Source organism: Streptomyces sp. NPDC102274, assembly GCF_044766385.1.
Classification (GTDB): domain Bacteria; phylum Actinomycetota; class Actinomycetes; order Streptomycetales; family Streptomycetaceae; genus Streptomyces.
The window spans coordinates 83,493-99,054 of sequence record NZ_JBIWLW010000004.1; the positions used below are offsets into that span (position 1 = coordinate 83,493).

Here is a 15,562-nt window from a genome sequence, read left to right on the forward strand (position 1 = left end):
GCCCACCGACCCGGAGAACGCCGCATGAGCACGAGCGAAGAGAACACCGTCGTCCATCTCGTGCGCCATGGCGAAGTGCACAACCCGGACGGTGTCCTCTACGGCAGACGCCCCGGCTATCACCTCTCCGAACTGGGCAGGCAGATGGCCGACCGGGTCGCCGAATACCTCGCGGACCGTGACATCACTCACGTCGTCGCCTCCCCGCTGGAGCGTGCGCAGGAGACGGCGGCCCCTGTTGCCAAGAGCCACGGGCTGACCGTCGACACCGACGACCGGCTGATCGAGGCCGCGAACGTCTTCGAGGGCAAGACCTTCGGGGTGGGTGACGGCGCGCTGCGCAAGCCCGCGAACTGGAGGTATCTCACCAACCCGTTCCGGCCGTCCTGGGGCGAGCCGTACATCGACCAGGTCGTACGGATGATGGGCGCCCTGAACGCCGCGCGCGACGCGGCCCGCGGGCACGAGGCGGTCTGCGTCAGCCATCAGCTGCCGATCTGGATCGTGCGGAGCTTCGTCGAGCGGCGTCGGCTCTGGCACGACCCGCGTCGCCGGCAGTGCACGCTCGCGTCCCTGACCAGCTTCACCTATCAGGGCGACAAGATCGTCTCCGTCGGTTACTCCGAGCCCGCCCGTGATCTCGTCCCGGCCCATCTGCTCTCCGGCGCCCGGCCGGTCAAGGGCGGCGCCAAAGCCTTCGGCGCCTGAACGGGCTTTTGGCGCCTGAACGGGCTTTTGGTGCCTGAACGGGCCTTTGGTGCCTGAACGGATCCGAACGCTCGCAATACGTTGATCGCTTCTGTCATATCTTTCGTTACATCAGTAAAGATCAGTAAAGATATGACCGGTACGGGAACCTCCTTGTTCGCTCCCTCATCTCTTGTGTTGCCGCTTGTAAGACTTTTATGAGCGGCATACGCACAGACGAGCGCGGATGGGAACTGTATGCGCGGCATCAGCCGAAGGAGTCTGCTCGGAGCGGGTATGGGAGCGGCCGCAGCGATCGGGATCGCGGGCTGCTCCACCGGCGGGAGCAGCACGGTCCGGCACACGGATGTGGGCAAGGGCGGTGAGAGCGGAGGCACGAAGGGCAGTGCCCAACCCCTCGGTAAAGAGGTCCGGCTCATAGGGGACGGTTCCACCTCCGACACGGGAAAGCAGCCGAACCAGCCGGCCGCCCCGGTCCCCCTGGAGCCCGGCCAGACCCCGCCGCAGTTCGTGATCTTCTCCTGGGACGGAGCCGGCGAGGTCGGCAACGGTCTCTTCCCGCGCTTCCTGGAACTCGCCAAGAACCACGACGCGGCGATGACCTTCTTCCTCTCCGGCCTCTATCTGCTGCCCGAGTCGAAGAAGACGCTCTACCGCCCGCCGAACAACCCCGTCGGCGCCTCCGACATCGGCTATCTCACCGACGGCCACATCAAGGAAACCCTCAAGAACGTCCGCCAGGCGTGGCTGGACGGTCATGAGATCGGTACGCACTTCAACGGGCACTTCTGTGCCGGCTCCGGCACCGTGGGCGACTGGACCCCGCAGCAGTGGCGCAGCGAGATCGACCAGGCTGTGTCCTTCGTCACCGAGTGGCGTACGAACAGCGGCTGGACCGATCTCGACCCGCTGCCCTTCGACTACCGCAAGGAACTGACCGGCGGCCGTACGCCCTGTCTGCTCGGCCAGGAGAATCTGCTGCCGACGGCGAAGAAACTGGGCTGGCGTTACGACGCGAGTTCGCCCGGCGGTACCCAGCGGTGGCCGGACAAGAAGCTGGACATCTGGGATTTCCCGCTCCAGCAAGTCCCTTTCCCCGGGCACAGCTTCGAGGTCCTCTCCATGGACTACAACATGCTGGCGAATCAGTCGAAGAATTCGACGAACGGCATGACCTCGCGTTACGCGGACTGGCGCGAGCAGGCGACCAACGCGTATCTCGGCGGTTTCCAGCGGGCGTACGAATCGAATCGCGCGCCGTTCTTCATCGGCAACCACTTCGAGCAGTGGAACGGCGGAATATATATGGACGCCGTCGAGGAGGCGCTGAAGGGGATGGCGGGCAAGAAGGACGTACGGCTCGTCTCCTTCCGGCAGTTAACCGACTGGCTCGACGTCCAGGACCCCGCCGTACTCGACAAGCTCCGCACACTGGAGGTCGGCCAGGCCCCGGCCGGCGGCTGGAACACCTTCTTCAAGGCCTGAGAAGGTCATCCGAGAAGGTCACCGGAGAAGGCGATCCGTGCAGGCCCCCTGGCTGTTGCCCGTGCGCGGCTCTTTACAACGGGCTTTACGGGCAGCCAGGGGGGTGCGCAAGATCCCTGAATCGCCCATGCGAAACTTTTCACATGAACTCAGGCCGCGCTCCCCGACGCCGCTCCGAGCGACGATTCCGCGCCCTCCCGCCGGTTGTCGTCGGCGTGGCGGCCCTGACGCTCTCGGCCTGCGCGGGCGGCGGCAAGTCCGGCGGCGGAGGTGACACCAACTTCGTCACGAACACGGGCGGCATCTCCACCGTCGCGGTGGCCGACCGCAAACCCGCCAACCAGCTCTCCGGCGAAACCCTGGAGGGCAAGCAGCTCGATGTGGCCGATCTCAAGGGCAAGATCGTTGTGATGAACGTGTGGGGCTCGTGGTGTCCGCCCTGCCGCGCCGAGGCCCCGCACTTCGCGAAGGTCGCCAAGGAGACCGAGTCGAAGGGCGTGGCGTTCGTCGGGATCAACACCCGGGACGTCAACAAGGGCCCGGCGCTCGCGTTCGAGAAGGACTACGGCGTCCCCTACCCGAGTCTGTACGACCCGGCGGGCAAGCTCATCGTCAACGGGTTTCCCAAGGGAAGTCTCAACCCGCAGTCCATCCCCTCCACGATCGTGCTCGACCGGGACGGGAAGATCGCGGCCCGCGCGCTGATGGCGCTCGACGCCGAGAAGCTGCGCAAGATGATCGACCCGCTGATCGCGGAGAAGTGATCCCGTGCAGGTTCTCGCCGCGACCCCCGGCATGAATGAGACGGTCTACAGCGGAGCGCTGCTGCTCGCGCTGCCGATCGCCCTGCTGGGCGGGCTCATCTCCTTCTTCTCGCCGTGCGTGCTGCCGCTCGTACCTGGCTATCTCTCGTATGTCACCGGCGTCAGCGGCACCGATCTGGCGGACGCCAGACGTGGCCGGATGGTCGTCGGCGCCACGCTCTTCGTCGTCGGCTTCACCGCGGTCTTCGTCTCGGGCGGGGCGCTCTTCGGCTACTTCGGCGGGACGCTCCAGGACCACCGCGAAGTCCTCTCCAAGGTGCTCGGCGTCCTGATGATCGTCATGGGCGTGTTCTTCATGGGGATGATGCCCTGGCTCACCCAGCGCGAATTCCGCTTCCACAAGCGTCCGGTGACCGGCCTCGCGGGCGCTCCTCTGCTGGGTGCCCTCTTCGGGATCGGCTGGACACCCTGCCTCGGGCCGACCATCTCCTCGGTGAACGCCCTCGCGTTCGACCAGGCGAGCGCCGGCCGGGGGGCCATACTGACCGTCGCGTACTGCCTCGGTCTCGGAGTGCCGTTCGTGCTCGCGGCGGTGGCGTTCCGCAAGGCGCTCGGAGCGTTCGGCTGGATCAAGCGCCATTACGTATGGGTGATGCGCGTCGGCGGCGCGATGATGATCCTGACCGGTCTGGCGCTGCTGACGGGCGCGTGGGACAGCATCGTTCAGGACATGCAGACCTGGTCCAACGGCTTCACGGTGGGGATCTAGTTCCATGAGCAAGGCGTCCATGAACGACACCGGAACCGGAACGGGGAACGGAACCGGCACCGGCACCACGGCCGGGAACGACACCGCCGAGCGGGCCGTGACGGAAGCGGCGAGCGCCACCTCCGAAGCCCGGGAAGCCCGGGAAGCCCGGGAAGCCCGAGAAACCCGCGACGCGCGCGACGCGCGGGAACTCGGCGACGCCGGGTCCACCCTCTCCACCGCTCCCCGTGAGGAGCGCGAGGACACCACCATCGGCGGGCCCACTCTCGGGATCGTCGGCTGGCTCCGCTGGTTCTGGCGCCAGCTCACCTCCATGCGCGTCGCGCTGATCCTCCTCTTCCTGCTCTCCCTCGGCTCCATCCCCGGCTCGCTGATCCCGCAGGCCGGCGTCGACGAGCTGAAGGTGCAGGACTTCAAGGAGCGGCACGAGACGCTCGCGCCGATCTACGACAGCCTCCAGCTCTTCCACGTCTACAGCTCGGTGTGGTTCTCCGCGATCTACATCCTGCTGTTCATCTCGCTCATCGGCTGTATCGTCCCGCGCACCTGGCAGTTCGTCGGCCAGTTGCGCAGCCGGCCGCCGGGCGCGCCCAAACGCCTCGACCGGATGCCCGCGTACGCGACGTGGCGCACCACCGCCGAGCCCGAGGTCGCCCGCGAGGCCGCGCTCGCGGCCCTCAAGAAGCGCCGCTACCGGGCCCATACCGTCGGTGACGCGGTCGCCGCCGAGAAGGGCTATCTCCGCGAGGCCGGCAATCTCGCCTTCCACATCGCGCTGATCGTGATGCTGGTGGCCTTCGCGAGCGGTCAGCTCTTCAAGTCCGAGGGCGGCAAGCTGATCGTCGAGGGCGACGGCTTCTCCAACACCCTCACCCAGTACGACGACTTCAAGTCCGGCTCCCTCTTCAACACGGACGAGCTGGCGCCGTTCAGCTTCACCCTGGACGACTTCACGGGAACGTACGCGCGTAGCGGGCCGCAACTGGGCACCCCCCGGACCTACAAGGCCGACGTCCGGTACACGACCGAGGCGGGCGGCCCGGAGAAGAAGGCGGTCATCGAGGTCAACAAGCCCCTCGATCTCGACGGTACGAAGGTCTATCTGAACGCCCATGGATACGCCCCCGTCGTCTCCGTCAAGGACGGCCGCGGCAAGGAGGTCTTCCGGGGCGCGGTCCCGCTCCTGCCGATCGACAACAACGTCTCGTCCACGGGCGCCATCAAGATCATGGACGGCTACCGCGACAAGAACGGCAAGAAGGACCAGCTGGGCTTCGCCGCGTTCTTCGTGCCGACGTACGGCGGGAAGGGCTCCGGGCAGATGTTCTCCCGGTTCCCCGCGCTCGACTTCCCGGTGCTCAACATCGGCGCGTACCACGGCAGTCTGGGTGTCGACTCCGGGCTGCCGCAGAACGTGTACCAGCTGAACACCGACAAGATGACGGCCTTCAAGGACGCCAAGGGCAATGTCCTGAAGAAGACCCTGCTGCCGGGCGACTCACTCACCCTGCCCGACGGCGCCGGCTCCATCACCTTCGAGAAGGAGGTCAAGGAGTGGGCGAGCTTCCAGATCACCCACCAGCCCGGTGACGCCTGGGCCCTCGCCGGTGCCATCGCCGCCATCGCGGGGCTGGCCGGCTCGCTCTTCATCCAGCGGCGCCGGGTCTGGGTCCGGGCGGTACGGGGCGCCGACGGCGTCACCGTCGTCGAGATGGCGGGACTCGGCCGCAGCGAGTCCGCCAAGCTCCCCGAGGAACTGGCCGAACTGGCCGGCACCCTCCATTCAGAGGCGCCCAGCGCGCCTGATCCCGCAGAAAAGACTGTTGAAGGGGCTGAGAAGTGAATCTCGCCGCCACAGCAACCAATGAGAGCCTGGCACAGACCAGCAATGTGCTGATCTATTCGGCCATGGCCGTCTACCTGCTGGCCTTCTTCGCGTACATGGCCGAGTGGCTGTTCGGCAGCCGCAGCAAGGTAGCCAGGACCGCCGCCGCGCTGACCGGCGGCAACGGGAAGTCCGCGGTGGCACCGGTGAAGGTACGGTCCGCGCGGGAAGGCGGTTCCACGGCCGTCCTGGAACGGCCCGAGGTCATCACCCGCTCGTCGAGCGGCACCCGCGACCTGCCCGACGGCCCCGGCGCGGCCGGCGGTGACGCGCAGGGCGATCTGTACGGCCGGATCGCCGTCTCCCTCACGGTCCTCGCCTGGGGCATCGAGGTGGCCGGGGTGGTCACCCGCGCGCTGTCCGTGCAGCGGGCGCCGTGGGGCAACATGTACGAGTTCAACATCACCTTCACCACCGTGGCCGTCGCTGTCTATCTCACGCTGCTGGCGCTGAAGAAGGACATCCGCTGGATCGGACTGCCGCTCGTCACCACGGTCATCCTCGATCTCGGGCTCGCGGTCACCGTCCTGTACACCGCCAGCGACCAGTTGGTTCCGGCGCTGCACTCGTACTGGCTCTGGATCCATGTCTCCACGGCGATCTTCTGCGGCGCGGTCTTCTATGTCGGCGCGGTGGCCACGCTGCTCTATCTCTTCCGCGAGCGGTACGAGTCGAAGCTCGCCGCCGGCCTCAAGCCCGGCTCCTTCGCCACCTCGGTGATGGAGCGGCTGCCGGCCTCGGCGACGCTCGACAAGTTCGCGTACCGCGTCAACGCGGCGGTCTTCCCGCTCTGGACGTTCACGATCATCGCGGGCGCGATCTGGGCCGGCGACGCCTGGGGCCGCTACTGGGGGTGGGACCCGAAGGAGGTCTGGTCCTTCATCACCTGGGTCGCGTACGCCGCTTATCTGCACGCCCGCGCCACCGCCGGCTGGAAGGGCCGCAAGGCCGCCTATCTGGCGCTGGTCGCCTTCGGCTGCTGGCTCTTCAACTACTACGGCGTGAACATCTTCGTCACGGGCAAGCACTCGTACGCGGGCGTGTAAGAGGCCGAGGCCGCGCGCATAGGTGGGGCGGCGTCTAACTCCCGGCACCGGCGCATTTCCTGGGCATTGGATACAACTTCCGCACACCGAATGCATCCCCCGTACACCGGATACATCAAGAGGCGCCCTCCGCGGTATTGACTCCGCGTGGGGCGCCCCTGTATGTGCGTATGTCCGTCCGAAGTGGCGGCTGTCAGGGCTTCGGCGGGGTGTCGTCCGCGCCGCCGCCGCCCTTCTCGCGCCGCTCGATCTCCTCCTCGCGGCGCCTCAGGTCCGCTTCCCACTGCGCGAGATGAGCGGAGTCCTCGTCGCCCGGCCTGCCACCGGAAGTCCCCTTGTCGCTCCCCCTGTCGCCCTCGTCGCCCTTGTCGTCCTTGAGGGAGTTGAGGAACTCCGGGTTGTCGTCGGGCGCGACCCAGCCCCCGCGGCGCACCGCCGTTGTCCGCACCCGGCCCACGATCAGCCACGAGATGGAGCCGACCAGCGGGAAGAGCAGCACCAGAATCGCCCAGATGGGCTTGGGGAGGTACCGGATCTCCTTCTCATCGGTGGTGATGCAGTCGATGAAGGCATAGATGCTGAGAGCCAACGGCACCAGAATCATCAGCACCCGAAGCATGGAGGTCCCCTTTTTAGTGGAGATCGAGTTTTTGGTGGAGAACGGGACGTGCTCAGCGGTCCCCTGACAGGACCAGGGTAGCGAGTAACCGGTCAGACCCGGTCCCGGACGGTCAAGTGTCAGCTCGCGCCCCGTAGGCCCTGTCCGTAGGCCTTGTCCGTAGGCATTGCCGGCCGGTAAGCCCCCGGCAGACCGCGCCGGGGAGGATGACACACTGGAGCGCATGGCTTACGACGATCTCCGCTCGCTGCTCCGGGCGCTGGAGCGCGAGGGCGACCTCAAGCGCATCAAGGCCGAAGTCGATCCGTACCTGGAGGTCGGGGAGATCGTCGACCGGGTGAACAAGGCGGGCGGGCCCGCGCTCCTCTTCGAGAACGTCCGCGGCTCGGCGATGCCCCTCGCCATGAACGTGTACGGCACGGACCGCCGGTTGCTGAAAGCGCTGGGGCTGAAGTCGTACAGCGATATCAGCGACAAGATCGGCGGACTGCTCAAGCCCGAACTGCCGCAGGGCTTCATCGGGGTGCGCGAGGCGTTCGGGAAGCTCAGCTCCGTGGCGCACGTACCGCCGAAGAAGATCAAGGACGCGCCCGTCCAGGAGCAGGTCCTCACCGGCGACGACGTCGATCTGGACCAACTGCCCGCGCTGTTCACCTGGCCCGAGGACGGCGGCTCCTTCTTCAACCTCGGTCTCACCCACACCAAGCACCCCGAGACCGGCGTCCGCAACCTCGGGCTCTACCGGCTCCAGCGCCATGACCGGCGCACCATCGGGATGCACTGGCAGATCCACAAGGACAGCCGCAACCACTACCAGGTGGCCGCCAAGCGCGGTGAACGGCTGCCCGTCGCGATCGCGTTCGGCTGTCCGCCCGCCGTGACGTACGCCTCGACCGCCCCGCTGCCCGGTGACATCGACGAGTACCTCTTCGCGGGCTTCGTCCAGGGGCGGCGTATCGAGATGGTCGACTGCAAGACCGTGCCGCTCCAGGTGCCCGCCAACGCCGAGGTGGTCATCGAGGGTTGGCTCGAACCGGGCACGATGCTGCCCGAGGGCCCCTTCGGCGACCACACCGGCTTCTACACCCCGCGGGAGCCGTTCCCCGCGCTCACCATCGACTGTGTGACGATGCGGAAGCGACCGCTGCTCCAGTCGATCGTGGTCGGCCGGCCGCCGACGGAGGACGGGCCGTTGGGGCGTGCGACGGAACGGTTCTTCCTGCCGCTGCTGAAGATCATCGTGCCGGACATCGTGGACTACCACCTGCCCGAGTCGGGCGGCTTCCACAACTGCGCGATCGTCTCGATCGACAAGAAGTACCCCAAGCACGCGCAGAAGGTGATGCACGCGATCTGGGGCGCGCACATGATGTCGCTGACCAAACTGATCGTGGTCGTCGACGCGGACTGCGATGTGCACGATCTGCACGAGGTGTCCTGGCGGGCGCTGGGCAACACCGACTACGCGCGCGACCTCACCGTCGTCGAGGGCCCGGTCGACCATCTCGACCACTCCTCCTACCAGCAGTTCTGGGGCGGCAAGGCGGGGATCGACGCGACGAGGAAGCTCCCCGAGGAGGGGTACACCCGGGACGGCGGCTGGCCGGAGATGGTCGAGTCCGACCCGGAGACGGCGGCGAAAGTCGACCGCCGGTGGAGGGAGTACGGGCTGTGACGAGCGCAGCGGCGGCGGCGGTACCGCAGCCGGGCAGGACCAGGGCGTTTCTGCGGCTGGTGATGATCGAGCACTCGGTCTTCGCGCTGCCGTTCGCGTATATCGCCGCGCTGACCGCGATGTTCCAGCTGGACGGGAACGTCCACTGGGGCCGGCTGCTGCTGGTCACCATCGCGATGGTCGGACTCCGTACGTTCGCGATGGCCTGCAACCGGATCATCGACCGCGAGATCGACGCGCGCAACCCGCGTACGGCGGGACGCGAACTGGTGACGGGCGCGGTGTCGGTGCGCTCCGCGTGGACGGGCGCGCTCGTGGCCGTCGTCATCTTCCTCGGGGCCGCGGCGGCGCTCAACCCGCTCTGTCTCGCCCTCGCGCCCATCGCCGTGATCCCGATGGTGGTCTATCCGTACGGGAAGAGGTTCACCAACTTCCCGCACGCCATTCTCGGCATCGCCCAGGCCATAGGCCCGGTCGGTGCCTGGCTCGCGGTCACCGGTAGCTGGTCGTGGGACGCGGTGGTCCTCGGGCTGGCGGTCGGTATCTGGATCGGCGGCTTCGACCTGATCTTCGCCTGCCAGGACGTCCAGGCGGACCGCGCGCACGGCGTGCTGTCCGTACCGGCGCGCTTCGGTATCCCGGCGGCGCTGTACGGGGCGCGCGCCTGCCATGCCGTGACCGTGGTGCTGCTGGTCTGGTACGCGCTGGCCACGCACGCCGGAGCGTTCTTCTGGACCGGGCTGACCGTCGTCGCCGGGGCGTTCCTGTACGAGCACACGATCGTGAAGCCGGGCGATCTGTCGCGGCTGAACCGCGCGTTCTTCAGCGTGAACGGCTTCATCGGGATAATCCTCTTCGTGGCCGCGCTGCTGGACCTCCTGGTGCGGGGCCTGACGCTGTAGGGCCTGTCCGGCGCCCGGTCTCGGCCCCGAGCCGTTCTCGGCGTCGAGCCGGTCGGCCCCCCGGTCTCAACCCCGAGCCGGTCTCAGCCCCGGGCCGTTATTCGCTCGTTCAGCGGGGGCTGCCTGCGGAACATGAACGCGGCGAGCACCCCGCCGATCAGTCCGAAGAGATGGCCCTGCCAGCTGACGGCCGAGTTGGTCGGCAGGATGCCCCACAGGGCCGAGCCGTAGAACGCGAGGACCAGCAGCCCGGTCACGATGTCCACCGCGTTCCGGTCGACGAAGCCGCGCACCAGCAGATAGCCGAGCAGCCCGAAGACCACCCCGGAGGCGCCCGCCGTGACCGTGTGGTCGGCGGCGGTGAGCCAGACGCCCAGGCCGCCGACGACCATGATCGTCAACACGACGGCGGCGAACCGCCGCAGGCCGGTCAGCGCGGCGAGGAAGCCGAGGATCAGCAGCGGCACGGAGTTGGACACGAGATGGTCGTAGCCGTGGTGCAGGAAGGCCATCGGGATGACATCGCGCAGCTCGCCGACGTCGCGAGGGCTCAGTCCGTACGTACTGAGCGCGCCCGACGCGCCGTTCACCGCTTCGATCACCCAGAGCAGCGCTACCCAGCCGATCATGACGGCCGCGGCCGGCTTCATCCGTGAGGTCCGGCTCCGTGCGGTCGCGCCCGCGGGCCGGCCGGAGGTCGGATACGGCATCAGGGCCCCCTCTGGTCAGCGGTCGTCTGTCCGGATGTCTTCCTGTCCGTCTTCCCACGGTCCGTGTTCCCGCGGTTCTGTACCGGTGAACGTCCGGGGTACGGTCATCGGTTCCTGCCCCGGCCCGCCGGATAGGCTCGGATCCGTGAAGCCCGGATCGTACGAAGACCAGCACAGCCCGCGACAGCCCCGGCGGCCCTGGGTCGTCGGCGTCTCGGGAGCGTCAGGGACGCCGTACGCCGCGGCCGTGCTGCGGGGGCTGCTGGACGCGGGGGAGAGCGTCGATCTCGTGGTCAGCCGGGCGTCGCGGCTGACACTGCTCGACGAGACGGGCATCGCCTTCAGGGACGCGCACTGGCGGGACGATCTGCGCACCTGGCTGGCGCGCGGCGCGGACGGCAAGCCGGACACCTTCGACGTGAAGCTGAGCCGGGACCCGGGCGCGGACGACGTACGGCACTGGCCGGCCGGAGATCTGGCGGCCGGCCCTTCCTCGGGTTCGTACCCCGTGAAGGGGATGCTGATCGTGCCCGCGTCCACGGCGAGTGTGGCCGGGGTGGCGCTCGGTCTCTCGAAGGATCTGCTCCAGCGCGCGGCGAGCGTGACTCTGAAGGAGCGGCGGACGCTGGTGGTCGCCGTACGGGAGACGCCGCTCAACGGGCAGACCCTGAGACATCTGGTGACCCTGGACGAGGCGGGCGCCGTGGTGCTGCCCGCCTCTCCGGCGTTCTACGCGGGGGCGACCCATATCCAGGACCTGGTGGACTTCGTCGCCGGGCGGGTCCTGGACGCGGCAGGGGTGCCGCACCTGCTGTACCGCCGTTGGGAGGGGGAGCTCGGCGGCGCTCGCGGTGACCAGGCCGGGCGACAGCTCCCTGACTAGCTCCCAGACTCAAAGATTCGCAGGACTTCAGCCCTTCTTCCCTTGGATTGTATATGTATACTTGCGAGATTACCGAATAATGGAAGGCTTCAGGTATATGGACGCCGTGGATAGGCAGCTCATCCAGGCCCTCAGGGAGAACGGCAGAGCCTCGTACGCGGAGCTCGGCAGGCTCGTCGGACTCTCCGGGCCCAGCGTCACCGACCGCATCAACCGTCTCGAAGCCGCGGGCGTCATCACCGGCTACCGCGCCACGGTCGACTCGGCCTCGCTCGGCCTCGGCGTCACCGCGCTGATCGGGATCTCGCTCTCCGACGCCGCCGACCACGAGGACGTGGCCCGCCGGATGCGCGATCTCGGGGAGATCGAGGACTGCTGGTTCATCGCGGGCGACGACTCGTACATGCTGAAGGTCCGGGCGAGCGATGTGGACGGCCTGGAGAAGACGATCGGGCGGCTGAGCGGTACGAAGGGCGTCTCCCGGACCCGTACCACCATCGTGCTCTCCACCAAGTGGGAGAACCGGGTGGGGGAACTGCCCGAGGAGGTCTGACCCGAGGAGGTCCGACCCGAGCCGGGCCGGGCCGACCCGGGCAGGTCCGACAGCGCCAACCGTCCGATGCCGTCCCGGGGTTGCCCGGGGCGGCATCCGACGCTGTACGGGAACCGGCGTCGGCGTACGGGAGTAGGGGGACGGGGGAGCGGGGCAGGTTACCGGGGACAGAGCAGCGGCAGAAGAGGGGAAGAGGGGGAAGAGGCGACTGTGCGCATCGTCCGTCACCACGAGTACGGCCCGTCCCGGGTGCTGCGGACCGAGAAGGCCGAGCCGCCCGCCCACGGCCCCGAGGACGTGCTCGTCCGCGCGGAGGCCATCGGCGTCGACCACGCCGACGTACAGCGTCGCCTCGGCACCTTCCCGCTCGGCGCCCCGCCGCTCCCGTACTGCCCGTCCACGGATGTCGCGGGCGTCGTGGTCGAGACCGGCGACCGGGTGACCGGGATCGAGCCGGGACAGCGGGTCGTCGTATGGAAGGCCCGCGACGCCTACGCGGAGTTCGTGGCCGCCCCCGCCGCGCGTGTGCTGCCGCTGCCGGACGGCCTCGGCTTCGCGGAGGCCACACTGCTCGGCTCCACCGGCCGGATCGCGGTGCATCTGCTCCAGACCGCGCGGCCGGCCGCGGGCGAGACGGTGCTCGTGCACGCGGGCGCGGGCGCGATCGGCCATATCGCCGTACAGGCGGCCCGTGCCCTCGGCGCGGAACGGGTCATCGCCACCGCGGGTTCACCGCGCAAGCTGGACTTCGTACGCTCGCTCGGCGCGGACGCGGCCGTCGACTACACCGACCCCGACTGGCCCGCGCGGGTCCGTGACGCCGCCGGACCGGAGGGCGTGGACGTCATCCTCGACGGCGTCGGCGGCCCCCGGCTCCTCGATGACGTCCGGCTGCTCGCGCCGTACGGACGGCTCGTCTTCTACGGCGCGTCCGGCGGCGACAGCGAGCAGCCGGCCATCCCGCCCATGGATCTGATGGGCATGCGGCATGTGACGGGCTTCAGCATGCCCACCATGCTGAGCCACAGCCCCGCGCTCGCGGAGGAGGGCGTACGGCTGCTGGTCCGGCTGGTCGAGGACGGCACCGTACGGCCGGTGATCCATGAGCGCGTGCCGCTCGACGAGGCCGCCCGCGCGCATGACCTGCTCGAACAACGCGTCAGCATGGGCCGCGTCGTTCTCGTACCGTGAGGGGCGTAGTCTCGACTGGCACGATCTGGCAGACATAGTGGGAGGCGGCCTGATGACTGCATCTGTTCAGGATGTGGGTCTCAAGCGCGAGCTGGAGGCGAAGATCCGGGCCGGCGAGCGGCTGACCCGCGAGGACGGCATCGCGCTGTACGAGTCGGACGATCTGGCCTGGCTCGGGGGTCTCGCCCACGAGGTGCGCACCCGCAAGAACGGTGACGTCGTCCACTTCAACGTCAACCGTCACCTCAACATGACGAACGTGTGCACCGCCTCGTGCGCCTACTGCTCGTTCCAGCGCAAGCCGGGCGAGAAGGACGCGTACACGATGCGCATCGAGGAGGCCGTCCGCCTCGCCAAGGCGATGGAGGGCGAGAACCTCACCGAGCTGCACATCGTCAACGGCCTCCACCCGACGCTGCCGTGGCGCTACTACCCGCGCTCGCTCAGCGCGCTGAAGGAAGCCCTCCCGCAGGTCTCCCTCAAGGCGTTCACCGCCACCGAGATCCACCACTTCGAGACGATCTCCGGCCTGTCGGCATCCGAGATCCTCGACGAACTGATCGAGGCCGGTCTGGAGTCGCTGACCGGCGGCGGCGCCGAGATCTTCGACTGGGAGGTCCGGCAGCACATCGTCGACCACAACACCCACTGGGAGGACTGGTCGCGCATCCACCGGCTCGCGCACGAGAAGGGGCTCAAGACCCCGGCGACGATGCTGTACGGGCACATCGAGGAGCCCCGGCACCGCGTCGACCATGTGCTGCGGCTGCGTGAGCTCCAGGACGAGACCGGCGGTTTCCAGGTCTTCATCCCGCTGCGCTACCAGCACGACTTCGTGGACATGAAGGACGGGAAGATCCGCAACCGCCTCCAGGCCCGTACGACCATGGCCACGGGCGCGGAGGCGCTGAAGACCTTCGCGGTCTCCCGCCTGCTGTTCGACAACGTCCCGCACGTCAAGGTCTTCTGGGTGATGCACGGTGTGCAGACCGCCCAACTCGCCCTCCAGCACGGCGCGGACGACATGGACGGCTCGGTCGTCGAGTACAAGATCACGCATGACGCGGACAACTACGGCACGCCCAACAAGCTCGGCCGCGAGGATCTGCTCGACCTCATCCGCGACGCGGGCTTCCGGCCCGTCGAGCGGAACACCCGGTACGAGATCATCCGCGAGTACCCGGGCCCCGACGCCGACCGCCGCGAGTCCCCGCAGCCCATGCGGGTCTGAGAGGGCGTACGCGATGGCGCTCATATTCGAGCTGGATCCGGCGGTGGACCCCGCCCTGCGCAACGGACTTCTCGCTCTCTGGGCGGACGTCTCCAACGCGGGCGGTGCCGTCGGATTCGTACCGCCGGTCACGGCGGACGACATTCGGCCCGAGTTGGTCAAGCACCTCGTGGCCATGGCCGAGGGCCGGGTCCGGCTGCTGGTCGGGTACGACGAGGAGGGCGCCGTCGCCGCGACGGCGTTCCTCACGCTCAACACCCACCGGCTGATGCGGCACTGGCTCTGGCTCTACACGGTGATGGTCCACCCCCGGCACCAGGGCAAGGGGTACGGCCGTGACCTGATGGCCGCCGCCGCGGACGCCGCCCGCGGGATCGAGTCCATCGAGGCGATCCGGCTCACCTGCCGCGGGGGCACGGGCGTCGACAGGTTCTACGCCTCCTGCGGCTACAAGGAGGTCGGGCGGGTGCCGGACGCGATCAGGGTCGTCCCGGGTGATGACCGTGACGACATCACGATGCTGCTCCCGCTGAACCGGTACTGAACGGCCCGTGCTTGACTGGTGGGACCCGGACATACCGCGACGCCAGTACGCCAGTACGCCAGGAAGAGAAGAGAGGGCCCGCTGTGACCGTTTCGAAGAAAAGCGCCACGATCCGGTACACCGCGATGCGTCTGGGCATCTTCGTCGGGTGCTTCGTGGTCGTCGCCGGCCTGGTCCAGTTCGGTGTGCTGCCCAAGGGACTCGGCGACTCCAACTTCATCTGGGTGCTGCTGCTCGCGACCGTGATCTCGGCGCCGCTCAGCTTCGTTCTGCTGCGCAAGCAGCGTGACGAGATGTCCGCGCAGCTCGTGGGCAAGGTCGACGGCGCGAAGGCGCGGCTGGAGGCGAACCGCGCCCAGGAGGACGGCGTCCCCCAGTAGCTCATCGCGAACAGCTCGTCGCGAATTCATAGCCGCGGGCGCCGTATAAGCGCCACGTAAGCTTTCTCACACCCCAGCTCCGGAGCCGTCTCTCCAGGGCTGGGGTGTCGTGTTTCCGGCGGTCTTTCCGGCTTCTCCGGCCTTCTCCCGCGCTCTTTCCGGCGCTTCGTACCCCAAAGAAGTACTTTGAGCTTCCCAAAGTTCAAGTGTTAGCGTG

At 68.1% G+C, this 15,562-nt stretch carries 16 protein-coding genes; 14 read left to right on the forward strand and 2 right to left on the reverse strand.

Annotated elements, in window-relative coordinates:
* The first annotated feature begins 24 nt into the window (after positions 1-24).
* The 6 genes from ACIRQP_RS06910 (at position 25) to ccsB (ending at position 6,657) form a co-directional block, all read left to right on the forward strand.
* Positions 25-708 carry a histidine phosphatase family protein gene (locus tag ACIRQP_RS06910; RefSeq protein WP_403884600.1) on the forward strand — a complete coding sequence of 228 codons (684 nt, stop codon included), beginning with the start codon at positions 25-27 and terminating at the stop codon, positions 706-708.
* Positions 709-945: 237 nt separating this feature from the next.
* Positions 946-2,193: a hypothetical protein gene (locus ACIRQP_RS06915; RefSeq protein ID WP_403884603.1), complete on the forward strand. Its 1,248-nt coding sequence runs from the start codon at positions 946-948 to the stop codon at positions 2,191-2,193.
* Between the two features lie 143 nt (positions 2,194-2,336).
* Positions 2,337-2,957: a TlpA family protein disulfide reductase gene (locus ACIRQP_RS06920; protein ID WP_403884606.1), complete on the forward strand. Its 621-nt coding sequence runs from the start codon at positions 2,337-2,339 to the stop codon at positions 2,955-2,957.
* Between the two features lie 31 nt (positions 2,958-2,988).
* Positions 2,989-3,726 (forward strand): cytochrome c biogenesis CcdA family protein, encoded by a 738-nt coding sequence (locus tag ACIRQP_RS06925; RefSeq protein WP_403885353.1) that lies wholly within the window; start codon positions 2,989-2,991, stop codon positions 3,724-3,726.
* A gap of 4 nt (positions 3,727-3,730) precedes the next feature.
* Entirely contained in the window at positions 3,731-5,569 is a 1,839-nt protein-coding gene (locus ACIRQP_RS06930) for a cytochrome c biogenesis protein ResB (RefSeq protein WP_403884609.1), read from the forward strand.
* Positions 5,566-6,657: a c-type cytochrome biogenesis protein CcsB gene (gene ccsB, locus ACIRQP_RS06935; protein ID WP_403884612.1), complete on the forward strand. Its 1,092-nt coding sequence runs from the start codon at positions 5,566-5,568 to the stop codon at positions 6,655-6,657. Before ACIRQP_RS06930 ends, ccsB begins: the two co-directional genes overlap by 4 nt.
* Positions 6,658-6,850: 193 nt before the next feature.
* On the opposite strand, the gene ACIRQP_RS06940 is transcribed toward ccsB, so the two are convergent.
* Positions 6,851-7,276, reverse strand: coding sequence for a PLD nuclease N-terminal domain-containing protein (locus tag ACIRQP_RS06940; RefSeq protein ID WP_403884615.1), 426 nt, complete (start codon positions 7,274-7,276; stop codon positions 6,851-6,853).
* 223 nt (positions 7,277-7,499) lie between these two features.
* Here ACIRQP_RS06940 and ACIRQP_RS06945 point away from each other — a divergent pair, with 223 nt between their 5' ends.
* Together ACIRQP_RS06945 and mqnP are read left to right on the forward strand one after the other, a co-directional pair.
* Positions 7,500-8,951, forward strand: coding sequence for a menaquinone biosynthesis decarboxylase (locus ACIRQP_RS06945; protein ID WP_403884618.1), 1,452 nt, complete (start codon positions 7,500-7,502; stop codon positions 8,949-8,951).
* Positions 8,948-9,853, forward strand: coding sequence for a menaquinone biosynthesis prenyltransferase MqnP (mqnP, locus tag ACIRQP_RS06950; protein ID WP_403884621.1), 906 nt, complete (start codon positions 8,948-8,950; stop codon positions 9,851-9,853). Before ACIRQP_RS06945 ends, mqnP begins: the two co-directional genes overlap by 4 nt.
* Positions 9,854-9,936: 83 nt before the next feature.
* On the opposite strand, the gene ACIRQP_RS06955 is transcribed toward mqnP, so the two are convergent.
* On the reverse strand, positions 9,937-10,503 hold the full coding sequence (locus tag ACIRQP_RS06955) for a rhomboid family intramembrane serine protease (protein ID WP_403885356.1): 567 nt from the start codon (positions 10,501-10,503) through the stop codon (positions 9,937-9,939).
* Between the two features lie 205 nt (positions 10,504-10,708).
* Between ACIRQP_RS06955 and ACIRQP_RS06960 the strand changes: the two genes are divergently transcribed.
* From ACIRQP_RS06960 to ACIRQP_RS06985, 6 genes are all read left to right on the forward strand, one after another.
* The gene (locus tag ACIRQP_RS06960; protein WP_403884624.1) at positions 10,709-11,446 is read left to right on the forward strand and encodes a UbiX family flavin prenyltransferase; all 738 of its coding nucleotides are present in this window, start codon (positions 10,709-10,711) and stop codon (positions 11,444-11,446) included.
* Positions 11,447-11,543: 97 nt separating this feature from the next.
* Positions 11,544-11,999 (forward strand): Lrp/AsnC family transcriptional regulator, encoded by a 456-nt coding sequence (locus ACIRQP_RS06965; RefSeq protein WP_382525701.1) that lies wholly within the window; start codon positions 11,544-11,546, stop codon positions 11,997-11,999.
* 210 nt (positions 12,000-12,209) lie between these two features.
* A complete protein-coding gene (locus ACIRQP_RS06970; RefSeq protein WP_403884627.1) occupies positions 12,210-13,190 on the forward strand; it encodes a zinc-binding alcohol dehydrogenase family protein in 981 nt (326 codons plus the stop codon).
* Positions 13,191-13,242: 52 nt separating this feature from the next.
* On the forward strand, positions 13,243-14,421 hold the full coding sequence (gene mqnE, locus ACIRQP_RS06975; RefSeq protein ID WP_403884630.1) for an aminofutalosine synthase MqnE: 1,179 nt from the start codon (positions 13,243-13,245) through the stop codon (positions 14,419-14,421).
* 13 nt (positions 14,422-14,434) lie between these two features.
* On the forward strand, positions 14,435-14,965 hold the full coding sequence (locus ACIRQP_RS06980) for a GNAT family N-acetyltransferase (protein ID WP_403884633.1): 531 nt from the start codon (positions 14,435-14,437) through the stop codon (positions 14,963-14,965).
* 125 nt (positions 14,966-15,090) lie between these two features.
* A complete protein-coding gene (locus tag ACIRQP_RS06985) occupies positions 15,091-15,345 on the forward strand; it encodes a DUF4229 domain-containing protein (RefSeq protein WP_403885359.1) in 255 nt (84 codons plus the stop codon).
* Positions 15,346-15,562: the final 217 nt, after the last annotated feature.